This is a genomic window from Actinomycetospora corticicola, from assembly GCF_013409505.1.
GTDB classification, from domain to species: Bacteria; Actinomycetota; Actinomycetes; order Mycobacteriales; family Pseudonocardiaceae; genus Actinomycetospora; species Actinomycetospora corticicola.
The window spans coordinates 4,721,373-4,733,656 of sequence record NZ_JACCBN010000001.1 but is presented as its reverse complement, the minus strand read 5'-3'; the positions used below and the strand labels follow the sequence as shown (position 1 = coordinate 4,733,656).

7 protein-coding genes are annotated in these 12,284 nt (G+C 74.5%); 1 reads left to right on the top strand and 6 read right to left on the bottom strand.

What is annotated here, in order from left to right:
• Positions 1–3: 3 nt before the first annotated feature.
• Positions 4–1,878 carry an arabinofuranosyltransferase gene (locus tag BJ983_RS22995; RefSeq protein WP_179795938.1) on the bottom strand — a complete coding sequence of 625 codons (1,875 nt, stop codon included), beginning with the start codon at positions 1,876–1,878 and terminating at the stop codon, positions 4–6.
• 184 nt (positions 1,879–2,062) lie between these two features.
• On the opposite strand from BJ983_RS22995, the gene BJ983_RS22990 reads away from it, so the two are divergent.
• A complete protein-coding gene (locus tag BJ983_RS22990) occupies positions 2,063–5,173 on the top strand; it encodes an arabinosyltransferase domain-containing protein (protein ID WP_179795937.1) in 3,111 nt (1,036 codons plus the stop codon).
• Between the two features lie 19 nt (positions 5,174–5,192).
• Here BJ983_RS22990 and BJ983_RS22985 read toward each other — a convergent pair whose 3' ends face one another.
• The 5 genes from BJ983_RS22985 to BJ983_RS22965 all read right to left on the bottom strand — a co-directional run bounded on the left by BJ983_RS22985 (position 5,193) and on the right by BJ983_RS22965 (position 12,143).
• Entirely contained in the window at positions 5,193–6,551 is a 1,359-nt protein-coding gene (locus BJ983_RS22985; RefSeq protein ID WP_179795936.1) for a hypothetical protein, read from the bottom strand.
• A gap of 269 nt (positions 6,552–6,820) precedes the next feature.
• Positions 6,821–7,546 carry a methyltransferase domain-containing protein gene (locus BJ983_RS22980; RefSeq protein WP_179795935.1) on the bottom strand — a complete coding sequence of 242 codons (726 nt, stop codon included), beginning with the start codon at positions 7,544–7,546 and terminating at the stop codon, positions 6,821–6,823.
• A gap of 29 nt (positions 7,547–7,575) precedes the next feature.
• Positions 7,576–8,640 carry a glycosyltransferase family 4 protein gene (locus tag BJ983_RS22975; protein ID WP_343054309.1) on the bottom strand — a complete coding sequence of 355 codons (1,065 nt, stop codon included), beginning with the start codon at positions 8,638–8,640 and terminating at the stop codon, positions 7,576–7,578.
• A 217-nt stretch (positions 8,641–8,857) separates the two neighbouring features.
• On the bottom strand, positions 8,858–10,363 hold the full coding sequence (locus tag BJ983_RS22970) for a hypothetical protein (RefSeq protein ID WP_179795934.1): 1,506 nt from the start codon (positions 10,361–10,363) through the stop codon (positions 8,858–8,860).
• An 82-nt stretch (positions 10,364–10,445) separates the two neighbouring features.
• On the bottom strand, positions 10,446–12,143 hold the full coding sequence (locus BJ983_RS22965; protein WP_179795933.1) for a hypothetical protein: 1,698 nt from the start codon (positions 12,141–12,143) through the stop codon (positions 10,446–10,448).
• Between the last annotated feature and the right edge of the window lie 141 nt (positions 12,144–12,284).

Genomic DNA, 12,284 nt, shown 5'->3' with positions numbered 1-12,284 from the left:
CGGTCAGCGGCGGACGGCCACGAGGTAGGGCCCGACGTCGCGGACCGTGAACGCCGGGGACGCGAAGAGCCGCGCCGGGAAGCTCGCCGTCGTGAACGCGACATTGGGCGTCGCGGGGAACACGTCCTCGACCAGCCGGGTGGTCCCCGACCCGTCGGGTTGACGGAGCAGCACGAACACGCGCGGCGCGGGCCAGGGCGACGCGTCGAGCCGACGCACGAGCTCCGCCGCGTCGGCGGCGCCCGCCCAGGAGCGGATCTCCTCGTTGCGGTCCTCGTACTGCGCGAGCGGGTTCGCGTAGTGCGGGGTGGACTGCTGGAAGCCGTGGAAGGGCTCCGCGACGTAGAACTGGGTCGGTCCGCCGAGCGTCACCAGGTCCGTCGCCGGAGTGGCGGTCGCCGCGTGCACCGCGGCCAGGAGCTCCGGGGTCCAGGCGTCGATGCGCGAGCGGTCGACGCCGCCGGTCGGGGTCGCCCCGGTCGGGTAGGGGTCGACGTAGGCCTCGGCGACCGGGCCGCTGTCCGGCGAGATCGCCCCCTGGGCCGCGGCGAACAGCACCAGGGCGGCGAGGACCCCTCCGGCGGCCCGCACCTCGGGTCGGTGGTCCCGCACACGCAGGGCGAGGTCGATCGCCGTCAGCACCCCGGCGCAGACCAGGACGAGCTCGATGACCGGGGCGAGCCGGAAGGCGAGACTCGTCTGTCCCACCAGCAGGAGCGGGACCGTGAGGGCGAACCAGGCGAGGACGAGCAGCGCCAGCACGCCGAGCGGGCGCGCGAGCCGTGCCCGGGTCGTCCACCCGAGCACGATCCCGATCAGCCCGACGAGGCAGAGCGCCCCGAGCGGGGTCGGCTGCAGCATCGGCAGGGACCAGAAGGCCCCGTCCGAGGGCAGGTAGCGCTGGGCGTAGCTGCGGGTCGGGTCGCCGGACAGGACCGCCAGGACGTAGGGCGCCCAGACGACCAGGGCGAGCGCCAGTCCGATCAGGACGACGAGCCCGGCCCGCGCGAGCCGCGGCACCATCGTGGCGATCCGTCGACCGCGGGTCGGGACGACGGCCGCGAGCACCACGAAGACCCCGAAGAAGCCCGCGTGCAGCGAGTACGTCATCGCGGCGACCCCGAGGAACACGCCACCGCCCGCGAGCGCCGCGGGCCGGTGACCGGCGTCGTCGGCGCGGACCGCCCGCCACACGAGGATCGCGACGGCGGGCATCGGGGCGACGAGCAGCCACGCGTAGGGCTCGGCAGCGGACACCCCGAGCCCGACGACGGCCGTGGCCAGGGCGACGAGCACCGCGCGGGCCGGCGACACCACGAGCCGCCACGCCACGGACGCGGCCCACGCGGCCACGCAGAGCGTGAGGATCGACCAGGGCTTGTAGAAGGCCCAGCCCGGGATGCCGCCGAGGTCCGCGAGACGTCCGCCCAGCCAGAACCAGGCCGCCGGGTAGTACGACGGGAGGTCGACGTAGTTCATGTCGACCAGGGCGGGCGTCGAGGCGAAGCGCGTGAGGATCTGCGTCCGGAAGCTCTGGTCGATCGAGATCCCGCCGAGGTACCAGCGGGTCCCCTGCAGCAGCAGCCCGAGCCAGAGGGTCACCAGGGCGGCGAGCAGGGCCGGGACCCCGACGGTCGCGACGGCGGAGCGCGCCCGCCGCTCGGCGGATCCGAGCCACACGAGCACGGCCACGAGCACCGCGCTCGCCGTCGCGGCGACGGCGACCCCGGCGTAGGTGGGGAAGGGCAGCCGCAGCCGGCCGAGCAGAGCGAGGAGGACGACGCACGTCGCGCCCGCGGCGACCAGGCCACCCGCGTGCAGGATCACGCTGCGTACCGCGGTCCGCGGAGCGGGCTCTGCGACGTCGATCGGGATCACCCCTCCTGCCGGTCACGGTGACCCTACGAAGGTGGTGTCGGGCGCCCGGGGCGGGGCCGGTCGACCGTCGGAACCCGCACGACCGGGGCCGTGGGCTGCAGCGCCGACCTGCCCCCGGTGGTCCCGCGGCACATTGCTACGTTCGATCGACCCACGATCGTCACGGTGACCTGGAGCACGTCGCTTGACCTCCACCTCGCAGGACACCCCGGCCGCCGGTTCGTCCGTCGTCGACGACCCGCCGGCCCGTCCCGGTGGACCTGCGGCCCGGTCGGCGGGCGCCCTGCTCGCCGCGATCGGCGGGGTGGTCGCGGTCGTCTGTGCGGTCCTGATGCCGCTGCTCCCGGTCTCGGTCGAGCGACCCGTGATCTCCTGGCCGCAGCAGCCCGGCGTGCCCCAGTCGACGAACCTCGGGCTCACCGCTCAGCGTCCGCTCGAGCTCGACGTCCGCTTCGGGTGCGCGGACGTCGCGGCCGCGGCCGCCACACCCGACGGCGTGGTCGTCGCGACCTTCCGGCCCGGCTTCCCCGCCGCCGAGAGCGCCGGCCTGATCGCCTCGGTCCGGGGCGACCGGCTCCTGGTGACGACGCGCGGGGAGACGCTCGTCGACGGGCCGGCGGCGGCGTGCGACGTCGCGATCCACGGCGACCTCGGCGGGGTCGAGGCCCGGGTGGACGGAGCGGTCGTCAGCCGGCTGCCCGGCACCTCGCAGCCCGACGTCGACGCCCTGGTCAGCTCGGCGACCACGGCCCCGGGACTCCAGGTGCGCCTGTCCCCGGACGACGAGTTCGCGACCTCGCCGACCGTCCTCAAGCTCGTCGTCACCGTGGTGCTGGGCCTCGCCGTCCTCGCGGCGCTCGCCGGACTGGCGCTGCTCGACCGCGAGGGCGCGTCGAGCGGCACCGACGGACGGCGCCGGGGACCACGGCTGCGCCGGCCCGCGGTGGTGGACCTCGCCGTCCCCGTCGTCATGGTGGTGTGGACGTTCATCGCGCCGACCACCGACGACGACGGCTACTACTCCGCCATGGCGGCCAACGTGCCGTTCTCGGGCTTCGTCGGGAACTTCTACCAGCTCTACGACCAGGCGTTCACGCCGTACACGTGGATCTACTACGCGCTCTCCTGGTGGCAGGACCTCGCCGGCACGAGCCCCGTCGTCCTCCGCCTGCCCGCGCTGGCGTTCGGCCTGCTGACCTGGTTCCTCGTCCGCGCCTTCACCCGACCGCTCCTCGACGGACCGGTCGTGTCGCGCGTCCTCCCCGTCGTCCTCGGCGTCGCCTTCCTGGGCTGGTGGCTCCCCTACGACATGGGGGTGCGACCCGAGGCCGTCGTCGCCGCGAGTGTCATGGCGAGCGCGGTCGCGCTGATGATCGCGGTGGAACGCGAGCGGCTCCTCCCCATGGGTCTCGCCGTCGTCGCGGCCGGCATCGGGTTCACCGCCGGGACCACCGGCTTCGTCGCGCTCGCGCCGCTCCTCGCGGCTGCCCCGGGCTGCTGGCGGGTGCTGCGCTCGCGCGGGTGGCGGGTCGCCCTGCCCGCCGCGCTCGGGCTGCTGGCGGCCGGTGGCGTGGTGGCCGTCCTGGCCTTCGCGGACGGCTCGCTGCGCGACTTCGTCCGCGCCCAGCAGATCTTCCGTGGCCTGCAGTACCCGGAGAGCTGGTCCACCGAGATCGTCCGCTGGAACTACCTCTTCAGCGACACCGCCCCGATGGGCAACTACGCCAAGCGGCTCCCGGTCCTGCTCACGCTCCTCGCGCTCGTCGGGTTCCTGCTCTTCCTGACGGCGGGGCGGCGCGGCTGGCCGGCCCGGCTGCGGTTCGCCGGGCTCAACACCCTGCTGGGGTTCCTGCTGCTGTGGATGACCCCGAGCAAGTGGACCCACCACTTCGGCTCGCTGGCCGGGATCGGCACCGTGGTCCTGGCGGGCGTCCTCGTCCTCGGGCCCGGGTTGGCCCGGGGCCTCGCCGACCGACCCGTCCGGTGGCCGGTCGGGGTCGGGGCGCTGGTCGGGCTGGCGTTCGTCGTCGCCCTCGCGATGAACGGGGCCAACTCCTGGGCCTACTCGTGGATGCTCGGGATGCCCCACCCCACCGAGCCGCCCCAGGTGTCCGTCGTCCGGTTCGGGTCGCCGGTGTGGTGGCTGCTCGGTGCGGCGATCGTGACGACGGGCCTCGCCGTCGTCTCCCGGCGGCGCGGGACGGGACTGGGGAGCAGCTCGGCCCTCGTCGCCGTGCCCGTGGTCGCGACGGTCGCGCTGCTGGTCTCGCTGACCTACCTGCTCGGCAGCTTCGGGTTGGCGGCCGTGCGGACGGCCGGCACGTACTCGCCCGGCGCCGATGCTCTCCGCGATCCCCTCGCGAGCAACTGCGGCGCGGCGCAGGCCGTCGAGGCCCTCGATCCGCGGACCGCGCGCGCCCTGCCCGCGCTCTCGGGGGCCGTGGTGACGACCGGCGACGCGTTCACCGGCGGCAACTGGTCGCCGTCCAGCCCACCGCCGGTGGCCGGCGTCCCGGTCTGGGGGAGCCACCGCCCCGGGCCGGACGGGGCGACCCCGCCCGACGGTGCGGGTTCCGGAAGCGTCACGACCCCGTGGTTCGCGTTGCCGCCGTCCACCCCGGCCGACGCGACGTCCGTCTACGTCGCCGGCCGCACCGGGAACGGCAACGAGTTGACGGCCGAGTACCAGGTCGGCGGCGCCGTCGACCGGGTCGACGACCTGGGTCAGAAGCGCGATGGCGACGCCGTCGACGCCCGCGAGTGGCGGTCGGTGACGCTCGCGCCCCCGGCCGGTGCGACGGCGGTCCGGCTGGTCGTCGCCGACGAGTCGGACGACGTGGGCGGGTGGATCGCGGCCACCGCCCCGGTCGTCCAGCGCTGGATCCCACTGCTCGACCTGATCCCACCCGGGTCGGCGACGGCGGTCGGCTGGCCGACCGCATTCCTGTTCCCGTGTCTCCGCGCCCCGGTCCAGGCGGACGGTGTCAACGAGCCGGTGTCCACGGTGGTCACCTGGGGCGGGGACCCGCTGTCCGGGGTCGCCGACAGCGCGTTCCTCCCCCAGCGGGGCGGACTGTTCGTGCCGAGCTACCGCAACTCCGCGGTCACCCAGCTCTCGGCCCGGTTCCGCGACGCGCCCGCCACCGTCGGTATCGAGGTCTACACCCTGCGGAACCCGCTGCCGTCCGGCCGCTACGACCTCGACCGACGCTCCGAGGTGGTGCCGGGCTGGCAGGCGCCGCCGAACACGTCGTTCTCCGTGCCCGTCGGCCCGGACGCCGTCGTCCGGCCCTGAGGGCCGGACGAGGCGCGCCTCACCCGGCGCTCGGCAGGCCCTCCGGCGCCCGGGTGAGCACCGCCAGACGGGTCCGACCGTCGGCCCCGGTGACCGGCCAGGTCCCGAGGGGGCTCGTTCCAGGACGCGGCCTGTCCCCGTAGGTGATGACGTAGCGGTACGGCAGAGCGGGATGTGGCTCGCGGAACCGGTAGTTGGTGGCGGTCCAGGGGTGCTCGGTCCGCCAGGTCGTCACGAACCGATCGGTGGCGTGCGGATCGGCGAGGAGGTCGTCGACCACCCGGCAGCCGCGGTCCAGGCAGAAGAAGGCCAGGGCACCGATCTCGCCCCGATTCAGCACGAGCCCGTCGTCGGGCAGCGCGTCGGCGATCGCCGCGTACTGCGCGTTCGACGCCCAGTTCGTCCGCAGCGGTGCGAAGCCCGCCGACCATCCGCCGAACTGACCCGAGAACAGGACGGCCACGAGAACCACGCCCGACACGGGCACCCAACCGCAGCGGCCCTGCACCCCGACGAGGACCGCGGCGAGTCCGAGCGCCGCCACGGCGGGCGCTGCGTAGTAGGACGCCGGGGGCCCGGCGGCAGCTGCGACGAAGGCGAGATCGGCGATACCCCCCGCCGCCAGGGCAACCGCGGGCCAGGCCTTGCGCTCGACGGCCACCGGGAGGGCGAGCGCACCGAGGATCAGGAGGCCGACCGAGAGCCAGGTGGCAGCCGGCCACGACGCTGCGTAGAGCGGGACCGACCCGAGCAGGTGGACCGTGCCGTCCCCCCATCCGGGCATGGTGCCCTTCAGGGGCACGGTGTCAGGCCAGGCCGACCCGAGCCGCAACCATGAGTACGCGAACCACGGCACGGTCGCCGCACCACCGAGGACCGGGACCACCAGCAGCCGGCGACGGTCGGCCGTCGACCTGGCGGTCGCCGCAGCTGTCCCCACGACGACGAGCGCTGCGGCCGCCAGGTCCGGGCGGGTGAGGACCATCCCGCCGATGAGCAGGGCCGGGACCGCCGTGTCGACGACGTGCACGACGAGCGTCCGTTCCACCAGCCAGGCGAGCAGCGACACGGCGAGGAAGCTCTCCATGCCCACCGCCGAGGACATGACCGGCGCCGACGCCACCAGCAGCGTCCCGAGTACGGCGGCCACCGGCCCGCCGAGTCGACAGAGGCACACCGCCAGCGCGGCCAGGCAGCCGGCGAGGAGGAGCGCGACGGCTGTGATGACCGATCCCGTCACCAGCGCCCCGCCGGCGAGCAGCCAGACCCACAACGGAGAGGTCGCGGTGTTGGCCGGGATGCCCGGGACGAGCCCCCACTCGCCGCGTTCGATCAGGTTGCGCGCGTAGCTCGCGTGGATGAGCGCGTCGTCCGGCATCGCCTGGTGCGCCGCCGCGAACAACACGAGCCCCGCGGCGGCCCCGCCTGCGGCGCACCACCAGGAGCTCGACGTCGAGGACCGACCTGTGCCCGATCGAGGTCGTTCGATGACCAACGTTCGTCCACTGCGCACCGTGATCGGTGGCGCAGCCCCCCCGAGCAGCGTCATGGACCAGGAGGGTGCCCACGCATCCGGACGGGGGCGCGAAGGCTACTTCCTCAGCGGCGTGTCGGAGTCCCCCGTCGGGCCGGACGACGCCAGGTGGGTCAGGCCGTCGTCGTGATGTAGAGCCGGCTGTCCCAGCGCGGGCCCGCGCTCGTGTCGGGGTCGGCCGCGACGACGCGCGCGCCCAGCGACTCGACCAGGCGGTGCACCTGGGGCTCCGGGGTCCCGTGCATCTCCATCCCCCGGCGCAGCAGACGGGCCACCGACACCGGGAGGGCCGAGAGAACGCGGCCGGCGAGGGACGACGACGGCTGGGTGGGCATCTGGAAGACCACCACGGCGCCCGGCCTGGCCACCCGCCAGAACTCGCGGATGTAGCCGTGCGCCAGCGCCGGCGGCATGTGCTGCAGGACGCGGCAGGAGTAGACGAGGTCGACCGAGTCGGTCTCGACCGCGGCGAGGTCGGTGCCCATCACCTGCACGAACCGACAGGCGTCATCGGTCACGAGTTCGCGGGCCTTGGCAAGCATCGTCGGCGAGATGTCGCAGCCGAGGACCTCCTCGAAGCCGGCCTGCGCGAGGCCGTGGCTGAGCCGCCCGGCGCCGCAGCCGAAGTCGACGGCGCGCCCCCGTCCCGGCCGGAGCCCCAGCGCGTCGAGACGCTCGACCAGGGCGGCGATCTCCTCGACACCGGTGGCCAGGAAGTCCGCCGGCTCCCAGCGGTTCTTGTCCTTGCCCTTGTCCGTGAGCACCGCCCACATCGGGTCCTCGTCGCCCAGCTTCGTCCAGGTACGGGAGACGTCGTCGATGTCGCGGTCGGTGGTCACGGGGGGTGGCTCCAGAGGGTCGGGGATGGTCAGCCGGCGGCCTTGGTGAAGACCGCCTCGTAGGCGTCGAGCACGGCGTCGACGCTGAAGTTCGTGGCCGCGGCGGCTCGACCGGCCGCGGGGTCCGGCGGGGTGTCGCGCAGGGCCTCGAGCCCGTCGCGGAGGGCGGGGACGTCCGCGGGCGCCGCGATCCGGCCGAACCCGGTCCGCTCGACGGGCAGCCGCACCCCGGGGAGGTCGCTCACCAGCGCGGGGACGCCGGCGAGCATGCCGACGACCTGGACGATCCCGAACGCCTCGAAGGCGTTGACCGAGGGCAGCGCGAAGACGTCGATCGACGCGTAGAACTCGCCGAGCCGCTCGTCGGGCACGAAGCCGAGGAGCTCGACCCGGGGGTCGTCACCGATGTGGGCGCGGACGCGGTCGACGACGCTACCGCCCGCGATCCGACTGTGGTCGCCGCCGATCAGAAGGCGGGCGTCGGGGTCGTCGAGGGCCAGGAACGCGTCGACGAGGTGCTCGACGCCCTTCTCCTCGACGATCCGGCCCAGGAAGCCGACGTGGAAGCCGTCGCCACGGCGATAGGTCGGTTCGGCCTCGGCCACGGGCAGGCAGGGCGGCGGGATCGCGACCATGTGCGGCGCGATCTCCGGCCACAGCCGACTCTGGCGCGCGTAGTCCTCGCTCGTCACGACGGTGGCGACCGATCGTCGGAGCCCGGAGCGGTTCGAGCGGTCGACCGCCTCGCGCTGGGCGACGTTGACCATGCCGGGCGGCAGGCTGACGTCGCAGTGGTAGGTGGAGACGACCGGGATCGGCGCGAAGCGGGTGAGCAGCCCGGCCTCGATGAGGGGCAGGTGCAGGTTCGCCACGCGCGAGCGCCGCATCTCCCGCAGCGCGAGGCGGGTGAGATTGATGCCGAGGGTGCCCTTGCCGACCTTGGCGAGCACCGGGGCACGCACCACCCGGACCCCGTTGAGGATCTCGGTGTTGGGCAGCGACGGGTCGTGCTTGCTCGCCATGACGCACACCCGCCACCCGCGTGCCGCCAACCCCTCGGCCACGTCCCGGGCCACGTTGGTCAGGCCCGACACGTACGGGGAGTAGTAGGTCAGGACGATGACCAGGTCGTTCTCGGCAGGCTCCTCGGTGCGAGCGATGGCCGTGCCCTCCCTGCTCGGCGACGATCGACCCTCCGGACGGCGTCGGCGACGACCCGTCCGGTTTCGGTCGATTTCTCGATGCACCACCCACGGTAGCGGTCGCGGGTTGCGGTTCCCGTCACGGGCCGTGAGAACTCGCCGAGGCGGCTCAGGGACCGGATTCGACGAGGACGACCTGCCCGGTGTGCCCCCGGGGGCTCACGACCGGCCACACCTTCACCACGCGGTCGGACGATGTGCGCGGGTCGATGAAGCGCAACCGCCAGCGCGTCTCGATCGGCGTCGACGGCCGGCGGTGCTCGGTGCTCCACCGCATGAGGGTGGTCCGGAGGCCGCCCTCGGCCGCCCGACGGGCCATGACGGCGTCGGTGCGCGCCGGCTCGGACAGGAAGTCGAGGACCGGCACCGTCGAGTGGAACGCGAGGGCACCCAGCTCGCCGGGACCCTGCACGGGGCGGCCCCCGGTCAGGCCCGACAACTCCTGCCCGATCTGCGCGTACTCCGAGGTGAGCGCCATGTTCGCGACGAGGGGTGCCGATCGCCACGGCACCGGACCGGCGACGAGCGTCGCGCCGAGGGCGGCCACGACGACCGCGCCCGTCAGCAGTTCCGGGGTCCGTCGTGGCGCCAGCGCACCGATCGCCAGAGCGGCCGCGGCCGCGGAACACGCGACGACCGGCGCGTAGTACCACCCCGCGCCCTGGGCGTGGATCGTCTCCATGGCTCCGAGGTGCGCCCAGCCGGCCGCGACCAGCAGGAGCGCCGTGCGCGCCCAGGCCCGCGCACGGTGGATGACGGCGAGGACGGCCGCGCCCAGCGCCACCGCGACCGGGAGGACGCTCCCGATCCCGGCTGCCGGGAACGCCTCGATCCATCCCGGGACCGAGCCGAGGATGGTCGAGCCCGACCTGTCCCCGGTGCGCACCCACGTCGTGTCCGGGACCGCGTCGCCGAGCGCGAACCAGGACCAGACGTGCCACGGGAGCGCCACGGCGGCCGCCACCAGGGCCGCGGCGGCCAGCGTGACGACTCGACGACGGGCGACCAGGACCAGGGCGAGGGCCAGGACCCCGGCCGGCACCGCGAGGTCGGGGCGGGTGAGGACGGCGAGGCCGACGCCGAGTCCGGTGAGCACGACCCTCCCGCCCGAAGCTGCAAGGCAGACCGCGACGAGGACGGTCGCTCCCAGATACGCCTCGAGTCCGACGGTCGAGGCCAGGACGGGCGACGTACCGACGACGGCGACCGCGAGCCATCCCGCACCGTCCCGGGCTCCCGCCCGGCGGACGAGGTCGACCAGGAGCCATCCCAGGACCGCGAGGCAGACCACGAGCAGGAGGCCGACGACCACGATCGGGCGGGGCAGGAGCCACATGCCTCCGGCGAGCAACCACACGTTCAGCGGGCTGGTCTGGGTGTTGGCGGTGATCCCCGGGAACACGCCCCAGGTCCCGGACTCGGCCAGCGTCCGGGCGTACGCGACCGAGATCAACGCGTCGTCTCCCAGCGCGTCGTGCATGATCCACCAGACGACGGCGCCGAGGGCACCCCCGAGGGCAGCGCCGACCAGGTGGGCTCGACGTCCCGACGTCCCCGCGTCCACGGACCGTCGCAGGACTCCGCCCACGAGGACCGTCCCCCCGGTCATCGTCATGCGCGACAGCCTGCCGGAAGCCGGTCGGCCTCCACGCCCAGGGTGACCGTGGGCGGCGTGTCGCCACCGGGCGGACGTGCGGTCAGCGCAGCGGGATCACCCAGCTGCCCTCCACCAGCCGCCCGGGACTGCCGGCGACCGCGCGGGACCAGGCCAGTGCGCCGTCGGGGTCGGGCACCTGGTCGGGGACGATCACGATGACGTCGACCTGCTTCGCCGCCAGGTCGGCGCGGGCCGCCGCGACATCCCCTCGCCCGCCGTCGAGGACGCCCTGCTGGAAGGCCCCGATCTCGCCGTCGTGCAGCACGGGGAACCGGTCGCTCCCCCCGATGAAGTAGCCGCCGGTCTGGCGGTAGGAGAAGCCGGCGACGGCCTGCCAGCGCACCGGCACGCCGCCGTCGCGCACCCAGTCCTGGGATGGTCGCGGGACCAGTTCGACGATCGCGCCGGGCGGGATCCCCGGAGTGCCCGCGCGGAAGAAGGCCGGCGCCGAGGCGTCGGTCGTCCCCTGGTGGTCACCGCCGGGGACCCAGGTGACGGCGGCGGCGAGCACCAGCCCTGCTGCGACGAACCGCCCGGCCCGCACCCACCGGCCGTCGGGACGGGGCCGAGTGAGGTGCGCCAGGGCCAGGGCCCAGATCGTGACGACGCCGAGGGCCACGAACGGCGCGAGCCGGCCTGGCTCCGCCTGCCCGAGGAGCGGCAGATCCACCAGCAGCCGCCACGGCAGCCACACCCCGGTGTCGCGGTCGAGCACCGCGAGCGAGGTGCCCAGGGAGAGCACGCCGAGCACGATCGTCACCACGAACGTCACCAGGACGGTGCGGGACGCCACCACGACGACGGCCGCGAGGACGACCAGCAGCATCGCCACGCCGAGGTACGAGCCCTGCTCCCCGGGGTAGACGCGGAGCTGGGCGGCGAGGGCGTCGGTGCCCGGGCGGATCGCGGTCAGCGGCGAGGGGATCAGCAGGTTGGCGGCGTCCGCACCGGTTTCGGTCGCCTCCCGGATCGACGTCCGGGGACGGGACGGCCCCGCGAGGAGCACCCACACCGGATAGGCGCACAGCACGGCGATCACCCCGGCCGTCGCCGTGAGCGACCGCAGCAGCGCGGGCACCCGGCGCAGCGCGGCGCGCGGGGCGGACAGGGCGAGGACGAGCGCGACCACCACGAGCGCGAGGGCACCCAGCGCGACGGTCTGCGTGTAGAGCCCCATCTGCAGGGAGAACGCGACACCGAGCAGGGCACCGGCGAGCCAGGGCCGGCGCGGCGCGGCCAGGACGCGCACGGACGCCCAGAGCACGATCGGCGGGAAGACCGACCACACCAGGTTCACGTGCCCGACCCAGGCGTGGGCGATGAGGAACGGCGAGAACCCGTAGACCAGCCCGGCCAGCGCCCGGATCCACCGCGGCCGCACGAGCACCGCGAGGCAGCGGTGCGCGAGGTACGCGGACGCCACCGGCCCGAGGATCATCGCGACGTTGTCCGCCACGACCGGCCCGACCGTCGCCGTCACCGGCGCCAGGAGCACGCCGAGCACCGGCACGCCCGTGTTCCACATGCCGTTGACGCCCGCGGGCGCGTTCTGCCAGGTGGAGACGAACGGGTCGAGGCCGTGCGAGATCGCGTACCAGGTCCAGCCCAGCCACCAGGTGAACAGCGAGGAGTCGGAGGCGACCACCCCGGTGGCGCGACCCCCGAGCGCCCCCAGGGCGCGGTGGAACAGCCAGACCGAGGCCGCGAGATAGGTCAGGAGGATCCCGGCCTCCGCCACGAGCGGCTGCCAGGAGGGGCGCCTCCCCGACGGCGGGCCGGTGACGACGGGGGGCGCGGAGGGGGTCCTGGTGGTGGTCAGCGACCCTCCTCCTGGGTGACACGGGTGATCCCGAGCGTAGTCGGACCCGGCGCGGGCGTG